The following is a 17,410-nucleotide window of genomic DNA, read 5'->3' as shown; positions in this document are numbered from 1 at the left end:
ACGTCCCCCTGTGGCACAGCGCGACACAAAAGTGCGTATCCGCACTACTATGCGCCAATGCCCACCACTTGGCGACTTTCGATCCATGATACAGATAGATGCCCTGCCCGCCTTTTCCGACAACTACCTCTGGCTGTTGCAGGATGTGACCCGCCGCGAATGCGCCGTGGTCGATCCGGGTGATGCCGCACCGGTCGAGCAATGGCTGCTGGCCCATCCTGGCTGGAAGCTGACCGACATCGTGATTACCCATCACCATGCCGATCATGTCGGTGGCGTTGCCCGCCTGAAGTCCGAGACCGGCGCCCGCGTGCTGGGGCCTGCAGGGGAGAAGATTCCAGGGCGCGACGTGGCGCTGGAGGACGGCGACCATGTGGAGGTGCTCGGACTGGATTTCGAGGTCATCCACGTACCCGGCCATACCCTGGGCCACATCGCCTTTTTCCATGCAGCAGACAGCATCGAGGAAGGAGAGCAGCCGCTGCTGTTCTGCGGCGACACCCTGTTCGCGGCGGGCTGCGGCCGCCTGTTCGAAGGCACGCCGGCCCAGATGCATGCCTCGCTGAGCCGGCTGGCCGCCCTGCCCGGCCACACTGCTGTGTACTGCGCCCACGAATACACCTTGAGTAACCTGCGCTTCGCTTGTGCGGTGGAGCCGGAAAACCCGGTCGTCCTGGCGCGCTTCGAAGAAGTCAGCCGCTGGCGCGAACAGGGGAAGATCAGCCTGCCTTCTTCCATTGACCTGGAGAGGGCGACGAATCCTTTCCTTCGCGTGTCAGAAACATCCGTTAAGAAAATGGCCGACGAGCGGAATGGCCAGCAAATCCGCACGCCGGAAGAGGTCTTTGCGACCATTCGCCGCTGGAAGGATCAGTTCTGAGGCCTGGCGAAATCTTGACCAGAGCAGGCTCGGTTTCTAGAATCGCCGAAATTTTTGCCCCGGACAAAGTCATCAACCAATGCCGCCCAAGACCAGAAATACCTCCGATCTAGACGCATTGGCACGAGCCATCCGAGTCTCTATTGTCCTTCTCGCCGCGGGCCTGGCTGGGTGCCAGTCGACCAGCCAAGTAGCCAGCAACGGCCCGATCCGCAACGCATCCCGCGCCGTCGATGTGCAGTTCAATCCTGCCTGGACGGCGTCCCAGAACGATATCTGGGAACGCATGCGTGGCGGTTTCCAGCTGCAGGACCAGCTCAACACCAACCCGCGTATCGAGCGTCAGCGCCTGTGGTTCATGAGCAACCAGTCGTTCCTGGAGAACGCCAGCGAGCGCGGCGCACCGTATATGCACTACGTCGTCGAGCGCCTGGAAGAGCGCGACATGCCACTGGAGCTCGCGCTGCTGCCGATGATCGAGAGCTCGTACAACCCGATGGCAGTGTCGCGCGCCCAGGCCGTGGGCCTGTGGCAGTTCATCCCCAGTACCGGCACGCACTTCAACCTGCGCCAGACCAACTTCTACGACGGCCGCCGCGATATCACCGCGTCGACCAACGCCGCGCTCACCTACCTGAACCGTCTGCATGACATGTTCAATGGCGACTGGCTGCTCGCCCTGGCCGCCTACAACGCCGGCGAAGGTACCGTCAGCCGGGCGATCGAGCGCAACGAGCGCCTCGGCCTGCCCACCGACTACTGGAACCTGCCGTTGCCGCAGGAAACCCAGGACTACGTGCCCAAGCTGCTGGCCCTGTCGCAACTGGTGAATGCCCCGACCATCTACGGCATCAACCTCAGCCCCATCGCCAACCAGCCCTACTTCACCTCGATCCGCGTCAAGCCGGGCCTGGATCTCTCCCAGGTCGCCGCCGTCGCCGACCTGGACCAGGACGAACTGCAGCAGCTCAACCCAGCCTTCAAGCGCGGTGTGACTCTCGACGGCCCGCACCACCTACTGGTGCCGCTGAACAAGGCCGACTCGCTCAAGGCTGGCGTCGCCAACCTGCAGCCTGTCGAACTCAAGCCGCTGGCGGCAACCGTGGCAACCAGCTCCGGTAGCCGCTACCGGGTACGCAAGGGCGACAGCCTGCACAGCATCGCCCAGCGCTACCGCCTGAGCGTCGCCGAACTCAAGGCAGCCAACCGCCTGAGCGCCAACCGCCTGCGCAACGGCCAGACCCTGGTGATCCCCGGCCAGCCGGGCCGCCCGGTCATCGAGCCGGAAAGCCCGCGCCAGTTGGCTCAGGTGGAAAGCTCGAAGACCACCGCCAGCGCGCGTGTCGCCACCCGCAGCTACACCGTGAAGAATGGCGACACACTCTGGCAGATCGCCAAGAAAAACGGCGTCGACGTGGCCGACCTCAAGCGCTGGAACGGACTGGACAGCCACGGCGTAAAACCCGGCCAGACCCTCAAGCTGCAGAGCGCCGCCGCCACCCAACTGGCGGCCAACAGCAAAGCCAAGGCCAAGCAGGACACCGCGACCTACTACAAGGTCAAGCAAGGCGACTCGATGTACCTGATCGCCAAGCGCTTCAACGTCGAGATGCAGCACATCAAGCGCTGGAACCCACGCAGTGGCAAGGCTCTTAAGCCTGGCCAGACCATCACGCTGTACCTCGACACCGCGAGCCGCTGATCCCACTTCTGCGCCGGGGCCTGCATGCCCCGGCTTCATGACTTCTGGCGGCAGGGACAAGCTGCTACTGTACGACGCAATTACCCCTCAGCCAGCCAGGATCGGATCCTACGCCTGATGCGTCGCTTGTCTCTCCTGCTCCTGGGACTCTTCCTGGGCGTCCCCGCCTCCGCCCAGATCACCGAAAGCCACGGGTACGCGCAATTCGGCGACCTCAAATACCCGGCCAGTTTCGACCACTTCGCCTGGGTCAATCCCAACGCCCCCAAGGGCGGCCTGCTGCGGCTGATGGGCCTGGGCACCTTCGACACACTCAACCCCTATACCTTCAAGGGCAGCCCGCCGGTGAGTACCGCGGACTTCCTGCAGTACGGCGTCAGCGAGCTGAACGAGCCGCTGATGGTCGGTACCGGCCTGTATGACCCCTCCGGTGACGAGCCCGCCTCCAGCTACGGCCTGATCGCCCGCAGCGTGGAATACGCCGAGGACCGCAGCTGGGTGGTGTTCAACCTGCGCCCGGAAGCACGCTTCCACGATGGCAAGCCGATCACTGCCTACGACGTTGCATTTTCCTACCGCACCCTGCTCAAACACGGCCACCCGATGTACCGCACCAACCTGCAGGAAGTGCAGCGGGTCGACATCCTTTCTGCTCGGAGCATCCGCTTCGTCTTCAAGCGCCACAACAATCCGTTGCTGATCCTGCGCCTGGGCGAGATGCCGGTGCTGCCGCAACACTACTGGAAAGGCCGCGACTTCCAGGCCACCACCTTCGAGCCACCGCTGGGCAGCGGCCCGTATCGGATCACCGAGGTGGTACCAGGGCGCCGACTGGTGTTCGAGCGGGCCAAGGACTGGTGGGGGGCGAACCTGGCGGTGAACCGTGGCAAGTACAATTTCGACCGCGTCGAGGTGGACTTCTACCGCGACGCCGGTATCGCCTTCGAAGCCTTCAAGGCCGGTGAGTTCGACATCTACATCGAGCACCAGGCGAAGAACTGGCGCAGCAACTACCGCTTCCCGGCGGTGCGCCGGGGCGAGGTCGTAAAGGTGGAAATCCCCCACCAGATCCCCACCCAGACCCAGGCTCTGTTCCTCAACACCCGCCGGGCGACCTTCGCCGACCGCCGCCTGCGCGAAGCGCTGGGGATGATGTTCGACTTCGAGTGGACCAACCGCGCCCTGTTCAACGACGCCTACGTACGCGCCAGCAGCTACTACCCCAACAGCACCTTCGCCGCCACCGGGGCGCCCCAAGGCAAGGAGTGGCTGCTGCTTTCTCCGTATCGCCAGCAACTGCCTGAAGCGCTATTCAAGCGCCCCTTCAGCGTGCCGGTGACCAAGGGCGCCGGCATCCCGCGGGAAACCCTGCGCCACGCATTGGGTCTATTGGGCGAAGCCGGCTGGAAGCTCTCCGGCGATCGCCTGCTGGACGCCAACGGCAAACAGCTGCGCTTCGAAATCCTGCTGGTCAATCCCAGCCTGGAGCGGATACTCCAGCCCTATCGCGAGAATCTGGCCAGCATCGGTATCGATGCGAGCTTGCGCACCGTGGACCGCGCCCAGTACAAACAGCGTCTGGACCAGTTCGACTACGACATGATTCTGATGACCCTGCCCCAGACCCTCAGCCCCGGCCTCGAACAATGGCAGTACTTCCACTCCAGCCAGGTGGCGGTCAAGGGCAGCAAGAACTATGCGGGCATCGCCGATCCCGTGGTGGACGCGATGCTCGAAAAACTGCTGGGCGCCCCTGACCGCGACCAGCAGGAGGCCGCCGCCCGCGCGCTGGACAGGGTACTGCTGTGGCAGCACTACAGCATTCCCAACTGGTACCTGAACAAGCATCGACTGGCGTACCGCAACCGCTTCGCCTTCGTCACCACGCCGCCCTACACCTTGGGCTTGCGCGCGTGGTGGCAAAAAGACCAGGAGAACACCCTATGAAAAGCCCCCGCCGCGCCGCGCTCTGCGCCGGCCTGTTGCTGGGACTGCTGGGCAGCGCGCAGGCCGCGCCGCAGCACGCCATCACCCTGTATGACGAGGCACCGAAATACCCGGCGAACTTCAAGCATTTCGACTTCGTCAATGCCGATGCGCCCAAGGGCGGCACGCTGCGTCTCTCCGACTTCGGCGGCTTCGACAGCCTCAACCCCTTCATCGCCAAGGGCAACTCGGCGCCGCAGATCAACCTGATCTACGACACCCTCACCTTCCACTCACTCGACGAGCCCTTCACCGAGTACGGCCTGCTCGCCGAGAAGATCGAGAAGGACCCGGAGCATCGCTTCGTACGCTTCTACCTGCGTCCCCAGGCGCGTTTCCAGGATGGCACGCCGGTCACCGCCGAAGACGTGGTGTTCACCTTCGAGACGCTGATGAAGGACGGCGACCCGATGTACCGCAACTACTACGCGGACGTCGACAAGGTGGTGGCCGAGGACAAGCTGCGCGTGCGCTTCGACTTCAAGCACGGCGACAACCGCGAACTGCCGCTGATCCTTGGCCAGCTGTCGATCCTGCCCAAGCACTGGTGGGCCAACCGCGACTTCAACAAGACCAACATGGAACCGCCGCTGGGCAGCGGACCGTACCGCATCGCCAAGGTCGAGGCCGGCCGCTCGATCCGCTACGAGCGGGTCAAGGACTGGTGGGGCGACAAGCTGCCGGTGAACCGCGGCTTCAACAACTTCGACGCCGTGGTGGTGGAGTCCTACCGCGACCTGACCGTCGCCCTGGAAGCCTTCAAGGCCGGGCAATTCGACTTCAACGACGAGCGCATCGCGAAGAACTGGGCGACCGCCTACGATTCGCCCGCCGTGCGTGACGGCCGCATCGTCCGCGAGGAGCCGGTGAACGGAAATCCGTGGGGCATGCAGGCCTACGCCTTCAACATCCGCCGCCCGGTGTTCCAGGACCCGCGCGTGCGCGAAGCGATCACCAACCTGTTCGACTTCGAGTGGACCAACAAGCAGCTGTTCTTCGGCTCCTACCTGCGCGACGGCAGCTACTTCGAGAACTCCGAGATGGCCGCCAAGGAGTTGCCTGACGCGGAAGAGCTGAAAATCCTCGAACCGCTGCGCGACAAGCTGCCACCGCAGGTCTTCACCCAGGTCTACGTGCCGCCCACCAGCGACGGCAGCGGCATCATCCGCGAGCAGAAGCGCAAGGCCTACCAGTTGCTGCTGGAGGCTGGCTACAAGATCGAGAACGACAAGATGGTCGGCCCGGACGGCAAGCAGCTGAGCTTCGAATTCATGCTCGCCCAGGCCGACTTCGAGCGCGTACTGCTGCCTTTCAAGCGCAACCTCGCGGAGCTGGGCATCGACATGCAACTGCGCCGGGTCGACGTCTCGCAATACATCAACCGCCTGCGCTCGCGGGACTATGACATGATCGTCAGCAGTTGGCCGCAATCCAGCTCGCCGGGCAATGAGCAGCGCGAATTCTGGCACTCCAGCAGCGCCGACAAGCCGGGCAGCCGCAACTTCATCGGCCTGCGCGATCCGGGCATCGACGCGCTGGTGGAAGGCCTGATCAACGCCGGCTCCCGCGAAAGCCTGGTGCGCCACGCCCGCGCCCTCGATCGCGCGCTGCTCTGGGGCCACTACGTGGTGCCCAACTGGTACCTGGGCAACTGGCGCATCGCCTACTGGAACCGCATCGCCCACCCGGAGAAGCTGCCGCCCTACAGCTATGCGCTGCAAACCTGGTGGCAGGCCCGCGAGAAGGCCGAGCCGACCAAGACCGCCGCCAAGGCTGCAGCCGAAGCGCCGGCTGACGGCGCCGTCGCCCAAGGGGCCAACTGATGCTGGCCTACATCCTGCGGCGCCTGCTGCTGATCATTCCCACCCTGTTCGGCATCCTGTTGATCAACTTCATCATCATCCAGGCCGCCCCCGGCGGCCCGGTGGAGCAGATGATCGCCAAGCTGGAAGGTTTCGATGCCGCCAGCGGCGGCGCCACCGGACGCATCTCCGGTGGCGGCGGGGAAGTTGCTGCGGCAGGCACGCACTATCGCGGCGCCCAGGGCCTGGACCCGGAGCTGGTGAAGGAAATCGAGAAGATGTACGGCTTCGACAAGCCGGCACCCGAACGCTTCTGGATCATGCTCAAGAACTACGTGCACCTGGACTTCGGCCAGAGTTTCTTCCGCGATGCCAAGGTCACCGACCTGATCGTCGAGAAGCTGCCCGTCTCCATCTCCCTGGGGCTTTGGAGCACACTGATCATGTACCTGGTGTCGATCCCGCTGGGCATCGCCAAGGCGGTGCGCCACGGCAGCCATTTCGACGTCTGGACCAGCTCGGCGATCATCGTCGGCTACGCGATCCCCGCCTTCCTCTTCGCCATCCTGCTGGTAGTGCTGTTCGCCGGCGGCAGCTACTGGGACTGGTTCCCCTTGCGAGGGCTGACCTCCAACAACTTCGACGAGCTGACCTGGGCCGGCAAGGTCCGCGACTACTTCTGGCACCTGGCGCTGCCCATCACCGCGCTGGTGATCGGCAACTTCGCCACCATCACCCTGCTGACCAAGAACAGCTTCCTCGACGAGATCGGCAAGCAGTACGTGGTCACCGCCCGCGCCAAGGGCCTGACCGAGCGCCGCGTGCTCTACGGCCACGTGTTCCGCAACGCCATGCTGCTGATCATCGCCGGCCTGCCCTCGGCCCTGCTGGGCATCTTCTTCACCGGCTCGCTGCTGATCGAGGTGATCTTCTCCCTCGACGGCCTGGGCCTGCTCAGCTTCGAGGCGGCGCTGAACCGCGACTACCCGGTGGTGTTCGGTACGCTGTTCATCTTCACCCTGTTCGGCCTGATCATGAAGCTGGTCAGCGACGTCCTCTACACGCTGGTCGATCCGCGCATCGACTTCGAGAACCGGGAGTAATCCGATGCGCCTGTCTCCCATCAATCTGCGCCGCTGGGCGCGCTTCAAGGCCAACAAGCGTGGCTGGTGGTCGCTCTGGCTATTCCTCACGCTGTTCATCCTCAGCCTGGGCGCCGAGCTGATCGCCAACGACAAGCCCCTGGCGATCCACTACGACGGCCAGTGGTACTTCCCGGTGGTCAAGCGCTACCCGGAAACCGCCTTCGGCGGCGAGTTCCCCATGGAAGCCAACTACAAGAGCCCGTACATGCGCGAGCAGATCGCGCAGAAGGACGGCTGGATACTCTGGCCGCCGATCGCCTACAGCTACGACACTATCAACTACGACCTGCGCGTGCCGGCGCCTTCGTCTCCCAGTGCGGAGAACTGGCTGGGCACCGACGACCAGGCCCGCGATGTCATGGCGCGGGTAATCTACGGCTTCCGCGTATCGGTGCTATTCGCCCTGATTCTCACCGTGCTCAGTTCCATCGTCGGCGTCGTCGTGGGTGCGCTGCAGGGCTTCTATGGCGGCTGGATCGACCTTCTCGGCCAGCGCTTCCTGGAAATCTGGTCGGGTCTGCCGGTGCTCTACCTGCTGATTATCCTCGCCAGCTTCGTGCAGCCTGGGTTCTGGTGGCTGCTGGGAATCATGCTGCTGTTTTCCTGGATGAGCCTGGTGGACGTGGTCCGCGCCGAGTTTCTCCGTGGCCGCAACCTCGAGTACGTGCGCGCCGCGCGCGCCCTGGGCATGCGCAACGGGGCGATCATGTTCCGCCACATCCTGCCCAACGCGATGATCTCCACCCTGACCTTCATGCCCTTCATCCTCACTGGCGCGATCGGCACCCTGACCTCCCTGGACTTCCTCGGCTTCGGTCTGCCCGCCGGCGCACCGTCGCTGGGCGAGCTGGTCGCCCAGGGCAAGTCCAACCTGCAGGCGCCCTGGCTGGGCATCACCGCCTTCGTGGTGCTGGCCGTGATGCTGAGCCTGCTGGTGTTCATCGGCGAAGCCGCCCGCGATGCCTTCGACCCGAGGAAGTGAGATGAACCAGAACGAGAACCTCATCGAAGTCCGCGACCTGTCCGTCGATTTCCTCTGCGGCGACGAGCAGGTGCGCGCGGTGGAACACATCAGCTTCGACATCCGCAAGGGCGAGACCCTGGCACTGGTGGGCGAAAGCGGCTCCGGCAAATCGGTAACCGCGCACTCGATCCTGCGCCTGCTGCCCTACCCCACCGCCAGCCATCCTTCGGGCAGCATCCATTATGCCGGCAAGGACCTGCTCAAGCTGCCCGAGCGCAAACTTCGGGGTATCCGCGGCAACCGCATCGCCATGGTGTTCCAGGAACCCATGACCTCGCTGAACCCGCTGCACAGCATCGAGAAGCAGATCGGTGAAGTCTTGGCCCTGCACAAGGGCATGAACGGCGTCCAGGCACGCGCGCGCACGCTGGAGCTGCTGGAGCTGGTGGGCATCCCCAACCCGGCCAGCCGCCTCAAGGCCTATCCGCACGAACTCTCCGGCGGCCAGCGCCAGCGGGTGATGATCGCCATGGCCCTGGCCTGCGAGCCGGAACTGCTGATCGCCGACGAACCGACCACGGCACTGGACGTCACCGTGCAGCTGAAGATCCTTGACCTGCTGCGCGACCTGCAGCAACGGCTGGGCATGGCCATGCTGCTGATCACCCACGATCTCAACCTGGTGCGGCGCATCGCCCACCGCGTCTGCGTGATGCAGCGCGGCTGCATTGTCGAGCAAGCGGATTGCGAAGCCCTCTTCGAGGCCCCCCAGCACCCTTACACGCGCGAATTGCTCGGAGCCGAGCCCAGTGGTACCCCCGCACAGAACGAGCCAGGAGCGCCCTTGCTGGAGGTCGACGACCTGCGCGTGTGGTTCCCGATCAAGAAAGGCGTGTTCCGCAAGACCGTCGATCACGTCAAGGCCGTGGACGGCATCGACTTCAGCCTGCCGCGTGGTCAGACCCTGGGCATCGTCGGCGAGAGCGGCTCAGGCAAGTCGACCCTCGGCCTGGCCATCCTGCGCCTGATCAACAGCCAGGGCGGCATCCGCTTCGAGGGTCAGGCCATCGAAGGCATGAACCAGGCGGAAGTCAGGCCCCTGCGTCGCGAGATGCAGGTAGTCTTCCAGGATCCGTTCGGCAGCCTCAGCCCGCGCATGTCGGTGGGCCAGATCGTCGGCGAAGGCCTGGAGATCCATGGCATGGGCACGGCCGAGGAACGCGAGCAGGCGATCATCGAAGCGCTCAGGGAGGTCGGGCTCGACCCGGACACCCGGCACCGTTACCCCCACGAGTTCTCCGGAGGCCAGCGGCAGCGCATCGCCATTGCCCGAGCGCTGGTGCTCAAGCCAGCGCTGATCCTGCTGGACGAACCGACCTCGGCACTGGACCGCACCGTGCAGCGCCAGGTTGTCGAGCTGCTGCGCGGCCTGCAGGCCAAGTACAACCTGACCTACCTGTTCATCAGCCACGACCTGGCTGTAGTGAAAGCCCTCAGCCACCAGTTGATGGTGATTCGCCATGGCAAGGTGGTCGAACAGGGCATGGCCGAGGATGTCTTCGCCGCGCCGCAGCATGCGTACACACAGCAACTGCTGGAAGCAGCCTTCATGGTCCCGGCACCGACCTGACCTCACATGATCAAGGAGTGAATATGGGATTTCTCGCAGGCAAGCGCGTACTGATCGTCGGAGTCGCCAGCAAACTGTCCATCGCCTCCGGCATCGCCGCGGCGATGCACCGGGAAGGCGCCGAACTCGCCTTTACCTACCAGAACGACAAGCTCAAGGGCCGCGTGGAAGAGTTCGCTGCTGGCTGGGGCTCCAGCGCGGAGCTGTGCTTCCCCTGTGACGTAGCCAACGACGCGGACATCGCAGCCGTGTTCGCCGAGCTGGGGAAGCAGTGGGATGGGCTTGACTGTATTGTCCACTCGGTGGGCTTCGCACCAGGCGACCAACTCGACGGCGACTTCACCGAGGTCACCACCCGCGAAGGCTTCCGGATCGCCCACGACATCAGCGCCTATAGCTTCATCGCCCTGGCCAAGGCCGGCCGCGAGCTGATGCAGGGCCGCAACGGCAGCCTGCTCACCCTCTCCTACCTGGGCGCCGAGCGCACGATGCCCAACTACAACGTCATGGGCATGGCCAAGGCCAGCCTGGAAGCCGGCGTGCGCTACCTGGCCGGCAGCCTCGGCCCGGAGGGCATTCGCGTCAACGCCATCTCCGCAGGCCCCATTCGCACGCTCGCCGCCTCGGGCATCAAGAGCTTCCGCAAGATGCTCGCCGCCAACGAACGCCAGACACCGCTGCGGCGCAATGTGACCATCGAGGAAGTCGGCAACGCCGGTGCATTTCTGTGCTCGGACCTGGCCAGTGGCATCAGTGGCGAAATCCTCTATGTCGATGGCGGTTTCAACACCACGGCAATGGGGCCGCTCAGCGACGACTGAGGCTTTGCTCCAGGCAAAGAAAAAGGCCGCGAATGCGGCCTTTTTCCTTTACCCGATAAAACGAGGGCCGCTTGCGCGGCCCCAGTCTCTTACTTCTTGGCTTCGTCGAATTTCTCGACTTTCGCCTGATCCTGCAGGTAACGGCGGAAGGCGGAGAAATCATCCTGGCCGCTGCGCGAGGCGAGGAAGCGCCGGTACATCGCCTTTTCCTCCTCGGTCGGCTTGGCCTCCGGCTCGCTCACACCGCTGAGCTTGACCAGCACGAAGTCGCCGTTCTGCAACGCGACACCGCCCAGGCTGGGCTTGTCGGCACCTTCCGGGCGAACCATGCGGAACACGCTCTGCAGCACGACCGGATCGACGCCTTCCTGACCACGGGCGGCCGCTTCCACGACCTTCCACTGCTGGCCTTCCTGGGCCTGGGTCAGCGGGATCTTGCCGTCGCGCAGGCCAGCCAGCAGTGTTTCACCGCGAGACTTGGCATCGACTGCAGCGTGCTCGACCTGCAGGCGCTTGAGGATATCGGCACTGACCTGCTCCAGGGTTTCCTGCTCAGGCTTGTGGTGCGCCTTCACGCGCAGCACGACCACGGTGTCCGGATCCAGTTCGATGGCGCCGCTGTTGGCCCCCTCTTCCAGTACTTCGGGGCTGAAAGCGGACTGGATGACCTGGCGGTTAGCCGTGACACCTTCGCCGCCTTCCTTGCCGAACGGCTTGCTGGTCTGCACCTTCAAGCCCATGTCCTGGGCCGGCTGGGCCAGATCTGAAGCCTCGTAGGCAGAGCTTTCCAGCTGCTTGGTGGCATCGACGAAACGCTGCTCGACCAGCTGGGTCTTGGCTTCGTGCTCCAGCTTGGCCTTCAGGCTGTCGAAGGTCGGAACCTCCGGCGCTTCGACGCCCAGCAGCTTGATCAGGTGCCAGCCGTAGGAAGTCTTCACCGGAGCGGAAACTTCGCCCTTCTTCAGCGCGTACAGCGACTCTTCGAAGGCCGGGTCATACACGCCACGGCCAGCGAAGCCGAGGTCACCGCCATTGGCGGCGGAGCCGGTGTCGTTGGACAGCTCCTTGGCCAGCTTGGCGAAGTCCTCGCCCTTGTCCAGGCGCGCCTTGATCTCGTCGATCTTGGCCTTGGCCTGCTGGTCGTTCTGCTTGTCGTTCACCTCGATCAGGATGTGCGCGGCGTCGCGCTGCTCGGCCAGGCCGGCGATCTCCTTCTGATAGAGGGCATCGAGGTCTTCCTTCTTCACCTCGACCTGGTCGAAGAAGGCGGACTTCTTCAGCTCGACATAGTCGATGGTGACCTGTTCAGGCGTCATGAACTCGGTGCTGTGGGCGTCGTAGTACGCCTTGATCTCGCTGTCCTCGACCTTGCTCTTGGCCGGGTCGGCCTTGAGAGTCAGGGTAGCGAAGTCACGGGTCTGCTTCTCCAGGCGAGCGAAGGCGTTCAGTTCGTCATCGGTGACGAAGCCGGTACCGGCGATGCCGGCGCGCAGTTGGCCGATCAGCATTTCCTCACCGAACATGCGACGGAACTGCATGCGGTCATAGCCCATCTGGCGGATGACCTGGTCGAAACGGTCGGCGTTGAACTTGCCGTCCACCTGGAACTCGGGAGTCGACAGGATCAGTTGGTCCAGCGCCTGCTGGGAAAACGCGAACTTGTCATTCTGGGCAGCCTGCAGGACCAGCTTGCGCTCGATGAGCGACTTCAGCGCGGAATCCTTGAGCAGCTTGTCGTCGAGCATGGACGAATCGAAGTCCTTGCCCAGGCGCTGCATCAGCTGGCGACGCTGCATGTCCGCAGCCTGCTGCAGTTCCGGCAGACTGATGTCCTCACCGTTGACCTGAGCAGCGACGTTCTCGTGGTGGGTTGCGCGAATGATCTGATCGAACCCGGTCAAAGCCATGAGGACAACGATCACGCCCAGGATGGTCTTGGTGATCCAGCCTTGGGAATTGTCCCTGATGTTTTGCAGCATGCGGCCCCCGACGCGGCCACGGCCCACCGTCAATGGCGGCGCGGCGTGGAAAAAAAAGCGGATATAAGAAAGGCGCATCCGAGGATGCGCCTTCTCGTAACTGGTGGAGCTTGCGGGCGTTGAGCCCGTGACCCCTGATGATTCCAACCGACCTACGCCAGCCGGGTCATCGCTCCGTGACCGGCCCAACCGAAGTTGAACCGGTCCAGGTCAAGTCCAAAAAGACGCTTAGTTGACAGCGTCCTTGAGGGCTTTACCGGCCTTGAAGCCCGGGATCTTAGCAGCAGCGATCTTGATCGGCTTGCCGGTTTGCGGGTTGCGACCGGTGCGAGCAGCACGCTCTTTGACAGCGAAGGTGCCGAAGCCGACCAGTACGACGGAGTCACCAGCCTTCAGGGCGCCAGTTACGGACTCGATCACCGCGTCCAGAGCGCGACCGGCAACAGCTTTCGGGATATCAGCAGATGCGGCGATAGCATCGATCAGTTCCGACTTGTTCACTCTAAGTCCCCTTATTTCTGTTGAGTATGTTTCTATGTGTTAGGTGTAAGCAAAAGCAGGTGCTGGTTTGCCAACTGACAAAGCAAGTGCCGCTTTATAACAAGGGCTCAAAAACAGTGTCAAGAAAGCCCCCCAACTAATGCGTGCTGATTCGCTCCTTGGAATCAGACTCGCGCTTCTCATCCTTTGCAACCATCTCGGGAGCCGCATCGGGCAAGGGCTCCGGGGCGTATTGCAGCGCAATTTGCAGGACCTCGTCAATCCATTTAACCGGTTTAATAACGAGATCGGCCTTAATATTATCCGGAATTTCCCTAAGGTCTCGCACGTTTTCCTCGGGAATGATCACAGTCTTGATTCCACCCCGGTGCGCAGCCAGAAGTTTTTCCTTCAGGCCACCAATGGCCAGCACCTGACCCCGCAGGGTGATTTCGCCGGTCATGGCAACGTCGGCGCGAACGGGAATCTGGGTGATCGCCGACACCAATGCAGTGCACATGCCGATGCCCGCGCTAGGGCCGTCCTTGGGCGTCGCGCCTTCGGGCACGTGGATGTGGATGTCGTGCTTCTCGTGGAAGTCCGGAGCGATGCCCAGGCTCTTCGAACGGCTGCGAACCACGGTTAGCGCGGCGGTGATGGACTCCGCCATGACGTCGCCCAGCGAGCCGGTCTTGGTCAATGCGCCCTTACCCGGAACCATGGCCGATTCGATGGTCAGCAATTCGCCGCCCACCTGCGTCCACGCAAGGCCCGTCACCTGGCCGATCTGGTCCTGCTGCTCGGCCAGGCCGTAGCGGAACTTGCGCACACCCAGGTAGTTCTCGAGCGAGTCCGGCGTCACCACGGCGTCGATACGCTTGGCCTTGCCGCCATCCTTGACCGCCTTGCGGCAGACCTTGGCAATCTGGCGCTCCAGGCTCCGCACACCGGCTTCGCGGGTGTAATAGCGGATGATGTCACGGGTAGCCGCCTCCTCGAAGACCAGCTCGCCCTTCTTGAGACCATTGGCCGCAGTCTGTTTCGGTACAAGATATTTCGAGGCGATGTTGATCTTCTCGTCCTCGGTGTAACCCGGCAGGCGGATGACCTCCATGCGGTCCAGCAGCGGCGCCGGAATATTCATGGAGTTCGCCGTGCAGAGGAACATCACGTCGGAAAGGTCGTAGTCGACTTCGAGGTAGTGGTCGTTGAAATTGTGGTTCTGCTCCGGATCGAGCACTTCCAGCAGCGCAGACGCGGGGTCGCCACGCATGTCGCTGCCCATCTTGTCGATCTCGTCCAGCAGGAACAGCGGGTTGCGCACGCCGACCTTGGTCATTTTCTGAATCAGACGACCGGGCATGGAACCGATGTAGGTACGGCGGTGACCGCGAATCTCGGCCTCGTCACGCACGCCCCCCAGGGCCATGCGCACGAACTTGCGATTGGTCGCACGGGCGATGGACTCGGCCAGCGAAGTCTTGCCGACGCCGGGTGGGCCGACCAGGCAGAGTACCGGGCCTTTCAGCTTCTTCACTCGCTTCTGCACGGCGAGGTACTCGAGGATGCGCTCCTTGACCTCTTCGAGGCCGTAGTGGTCCGCATCGAGGATATCCTCGGCCTTGTCCAGGTCGTGGCGCACCTTGCTCTCGGCCTTCCAAGGCACATTCACCAGCCAGTCGATGTAGGAACGCACCACGGTCGCTTCGGCGGACATCGGCGACATCTGCTTGAGCTTGTTCAGCTCGGCAGTGGCCTTGGCCAGGGCTTCCTTGGTCAGACCAGCGGCATCGATGCGCTTCTTCAGCTCCTCGACTTCGTTGTGGCCCTCGTCGATGTCACCCAGTTCTTTCTGGATGGCCTTCATCTGCTCGTTGAGGTAGTACTCGCGCTGGCTCCGCTCCATCTGCTTCTTCACGCGGCCACGGATGCGCTTCTCGACCTGCAGCAGGTCGATCTCGGCGTCCAGCATGGCCAGCACGTGTTCGACGCGGGCGGACAGCTCGGTGATCTCGAGGATTTCCTGCTTCTGCTCGATCTTCAGGGCCATATGTGCGGCCATGGTGTCCACCAGGCGGCCGGGCTCGTCGATGCTGTTGAGCGAGGACAGGACCTCGGCGGGCACTTTCTTGCCCAGCTGCACGTACTGTTCGAACTGACTGAGCAGGCTGCGGGTGAAGACTTCGGACTCACGCTCGCCGACGGAAACCTCGTCAATGATGGAAACTTCGGCGCGGCAGTAGGCGTCCTCATCGATGAAGCGCTCTACCTGGCCGCGCTGCTCGCCTTCGACCAGCACCTTGACGGTGCCATCGGGCAGCTTCAGCAGCTGCAGAACGGTGGCCACGGTGCCCATGCGGTACAGGCCGTCTGCACCCGGATCATCGTCAGCCGGGTTCTTCTGTGCCAGCAACAGGATCTGTTTGTCGCCGGTCATGGCGGCCTCGAGGGCCTCGATGGATTTCTCACGCCCGACGAACAGCGGGATGACCATGTGCGGATACACCACTACGTCACGCAGGGGCAGCAGGGGCAACTCGACGAGTGTTTTCATGATATTCGGCTCTACAGCGGCACTTGGCCAAAACGATGGGATTGGACCCTTCGGCCTAAGATGGGGTTAGGACTAGGAAAAAACAAGCGCGGTAGATGGGAAGAAAAAAGGGGCCCTAGGGCCCCTTCTGATTTCAGGCGTCAGGTGCAGCCTTGGCCGGCTGCTCGCTGTTCTCGTAGATCAGCAGCGGCTGGGAGGAGCCTTCGATGACGCTTTCGTCGATCACCACCTTGCTGACGTCGTTCTGCGAGGGGATCTCGTACATGGTGTCGAGCAGGATGCCTTCGAGGATCGAACGCAGGCCACGGGCACCGGTCTTGCGCTCCAGCGCGCGACGGGCGACAGCCTTGAGCGCGTCCGGACGGAACTCGAGGTCCACGCCTTCCATTTCGAAGAGCTTGGCGTACTGCTTGGTCAGCGCGTTCTTCGGCTCGGTCAGAATCTGCATCAGCGCAGGTTCGTCCAGTTCGTCGAGGGTCGCGATGATCGGCAGACGGCCGACGAATTCGGGGATCAGACCGAATTTCACCAGATCTTCCGGCTCGACTTCGCGCAGCGCTTCGCCGACCTTCTTGCCCGCTTCCTGACTGCGAACCTCGGCATTGAAGCCGATGCCGCCCTTGGTGGAGCGGTTCTGGATGACCTTTTCCAGGCCAGCGAACGCGCCACCGCAGATGAACAGGATGTTGCGGGTGTCGACCTGCAGGAACTCCTGCTGCGGGTGCTTGCGGCCGCCCTGGGGCGGTACGGAAGCCACGGTGCCTTCGATCAGCTTCAGCAGGGCCTGCTGAACGCCTTCGCCGGACACGTCGCGGGTGATCGACGGGTTGTCGGATTTGCGCGAGATCTTGTCGATTTCGTCGATGTAGACGATACCCATCTGGGCCTTCTCGACATCGTAATCGCACTTCTGCAGCAGCTTCTGGATGATGTTCTCGACATCTTCGCCCACATAGCCCGCCTCGGTGAGGGTGGTGGCATCGGCGATGGTGAAGGGAACATTGAGCAGACGCGCCAGGGTCTCGGCGAGCAGGGTCTTGCCCGAGCCCGTCGGACCGATGAGCAGGATGTTGCTCTTGCCCAGTTCGACGTCGTCCTTGCGCTCGCGCTGATTCAGGCGCTTGTAGTGGTTGTACACCGCTACTGCCAGGGTTTTCTTGGCACGTTCCTGGCCGATCACGTACTGATCGAGGATGGTGCGGATCTCTTTCGGCGCCGGAAGCTTGTGCGCACTGCTCTCTGCCTGTGCTTCCTGCACCTCCTCGCGGATGATGTCATTGCACAGGTCGACGCACTCGTCGCAGATAAAGACCGAGGGGCCGGCAATCAACTTGCGCACTTCGTGCTGGCTCTTGCCGCAGAAGGAGCAATACAGCAGCTTGCCGTTGTCCTCGCCGTTGCGGGTGTCAGTCATTCGATCGTTCCAATCGGGGATATACGTGAAGGACAAGATGAAGGCATTCGCAG

Annotated in this window: 12 protein-coding genes; 8 read left to right on the top strand and 4 right to left on the bottom strand. The window is 63.1% G+C overall.

Features of this window, described 5'->3' with window-relative positions; translation table 11 throughout:
- Positions 1-85 precede the first annotated feature (85 nt).
- The 8 genes from gloB (at position 86) to fabI (ending at position 10,930) form a co-directional block, all read left to right on the top strand.
- On the top strand, positions 86-880 hold the full coding sequence (gene gloB, locus GJV37_RS08815) for a hydroxyacylglutathione hydrolase (RefSeq protein WP_065084164.1): 795 nt from the start codon (positions 86-88) through the stop codon (positions 878-880).
- 79 nt (positions 881-959) lie between these two features.
- The gene (locus tag GJV37_RS08810; RefSeq protein ID WP_024763288.1) at positions 960-2,582 is read left to right on the top strand and encodes a LysM peptidoglycan-binding domain-containing protein; all 1,623 of its coding nucleotides are present in this window, start codon (positions 960-962) and stop codon (positions 2,580-2,582) included.
- Between the two features lie 117 nt (positions 2,583-2,699).
- A complete protein-coding gene (locus GJV37_RS08805) occupies positions 2,700-4,529 on the top strand; it encodes an extracellular solute-binding protein (protein ID WP_193452334.1) in 1,830 nt (609 codons plus the stop codon).
- Positions 4,526-6,391 (top strand): extracellular solute-binding protein, encoded by a 1,866-nt coding sequence (locus GJV37_RS08800; RefSeq protein WP_193452333.1) that lies wholly within the window; start codon positions 4,526-4,528, stop codon positions 6,389-6,391. The genes GJV37_RS08805 and GJV37_RS08800 overlap by 4 nt, the downstream gene beginning before the upstream one ends.
- The gene (locus GJV37_RS08795; protein ID WP_024763285.1) at positions 6,391-7,473 is read left to right on the top strand and encodes a microcin C ABC transporter permease YejB; all 1,083 of its coding nucleotides are present in this window, start codon (positions 6,391-6,393) and stop codon (positions 7,471-7,473) included. Before GJV37_RS08800 ends, GJV37_RS08795 begins: the two co-directional genes overlap by 1 nt.
- Before the next feature lie 4 nt (positions 7,474-7,477).
- A complete protein-coding gene (locus GJV37_RS08790) occupies positions 7,478-8,497 on the top strand; it encodes an ABC transporter permease (RefSeq protein ID WP_038803141.1) in 1,020 nt (339 codons plus the stop codon).
- Position 8,498: 1 nt separating this feature from the next.
- Positions 8,499-10,109, top strand: coding sequence for an ABC transporter ATP-binding protein (locus GJV37_RS08785; protein ID WP_065084159.1), 1,611 nt, complete (start codon positions 8,499-8,501; stop codon positions 10,107-10,109).
- A 23-nt stretch (positions 10,110-10,132) separates the two neighbouring features.
- Positions 10,133-10,930 carry an enoyl-ACP reductase FabI gene (gene fabI / locus GJV37_RS08780; protein ID WP_038803140.1) on the top strand — a complete coding sequence of 266 codons (798 nt, stop codon included), beginning with the start codon at positions 10,133-10,135 and terminating at the stop codon, positions 10,928-10,930.
- Positions 10,931-11,019: 89 nt separating this feature from the next.
- On the opposite strand, the gene GJV37_RS08775 is transcribed toward fabI, so the two are convergent.
- The 4 genes from GJV37_RS08775 to clpX all read right to left on the bottom strand — a co-directional run bounded on the left by GJV37_RS08775 (position 11,020) and on the right by clpX (position 17,357).
- Positions 11,020-12,909 carry a SurA N-terminal domain-containing protein gene (locus GJV37_RS08775; protein WP_037010412.1) on the bottom strand — a complete coding sequence of 630 codons (1,890 nt, stop codon included), beginning with the start codon at positions 12,907-12,909 and terminating at the stop codon, positions 11,020-11,022.
- 228 nt (positions 12,910-13,137) lie between these two features.
- On the bottom strand, positions 13,138-13,410 hold the full coding sequence (gene hupB, locus GJV37_RS08770) for a nucleoid-associated protein HU-beta (protein ID WP_003087931.1): 273 nt from the start codon (positions 13,408-13,410) through the stop codon (positions 13,138-13,140).
- Between the two features lie 136 nt (positions 13,411-13,546).
- The gene (gene lon / locus GJV37_RS08765) at positions 13,547-15,943 is read right to left on the bottom strand and encodes an endopeptidase La (protein ID WP_024763282.1); all 2,397 of its coding nucleotides are present in this window, start codon (positions 15,941-15,943) and stop codon (positions 13,547-13,549) included.
- A 133-nt stretch (positions 15,944-16,076) separates the two neighbouring features.
- A complete protein-coding gene (clpX, locus tag GJV37_RS08760; protein WP_017519553.1) occupies positions 16,077-17,357 on the bottom strand; it encodes an ATP-dependent Clp protease ATP-binding subunit ClpX in 1,281 nt (426 codons plus the stop codon).
- Positions 17,358-17,410: the final 53 nt, after the last annotated feature.

Source organism: Pseudomonas nitroreducens (genome assembly GCF_010994165.1).
GTDB classification, from domain to species: domain Bacteria; phylum Pseudomonadota; class Gammaproteobacteria; order Pseudomonadales; family Pseudomonadaceae; genus Pseudomonas; species Pseudomonas nitroreducens.
This window is presented reverse-complemented; position numbering and strand designations above follow the sequence as displayed.

Coding starts and splice junctions, on each gene's coding strand:
- gloB (WP_065084164.1), top strand. CDS start 86: ATGATACAGATAGATGCCCTGCCCGCCTTTTCCGACAACTACCTCTGG.
- GJV37_RS08810 (WP_024763288.1), top strand. CDS start 960: ATGCCGCCCAAGACCAGAAATACCTCCGATCTAGACGCATTGGCACGA.
- GJV37_RS08805 (WP_193452334.1), top strand. CDS start 2,700: ATGCGTCGCTTGTCTCTCCTGCTCCTGGGACTCTTCCTGGGCGTCCCC.
- GJV37_RS08800 (WP_193452333.1), top strand. CDS start 4,526: ATGAAAAGCCCCCGCCGCGCCGCGCTCTGCGCCGGCCTGTTGCTGGGA.
- GJV37_RS08795 (WP_024763285.1), top strand. CDS start 6,391: ATGCTGGCCTACATCCTGCGGCGCCTGCTGCTGATCATTCCCACCCTG.
- GJV37_RS08790 (WP_038803141.1), top strand. CDS start 7,478: ATGCGCCTGTCTCCCATCAATCTGCGCCGCTGGGCGCGCTTCAAGGCC.
- GJV37_RS08785 (WP_065084159.1), top strand. CDS start 8,499: ATGAACCAGAACGAGAACCTCATCGAAGTCCGCGACCTGTCCGTCGAT.
- fabI (WP_038803140.1), top strand. CDS start 10,133: ATGGGATTTCTCGCAGGCAAGCGCGTACTGATCGTCGGAGTCGCCAGC.
- GJV37_RS08775 (WP_037010412.1), bottom strand. CDS start 12,909: ATGCTGCAAAACATCAGGGACAATTCCCAAGGCTGGATCACCAAGACC.
- lon (WP_024763282.1), bottom strand. CDS start 15,943: ATGAAAACACTCGTCGAGTTGCCCCTGCTGCCCCTGCGTGACGTAGTG.
- clpX (WP_017519553.1), bottom strand. CDS start 17,357: ATGACTGACACCCGCAACGGCGAGGACAACGGCAAGCTGCTGTATTGC.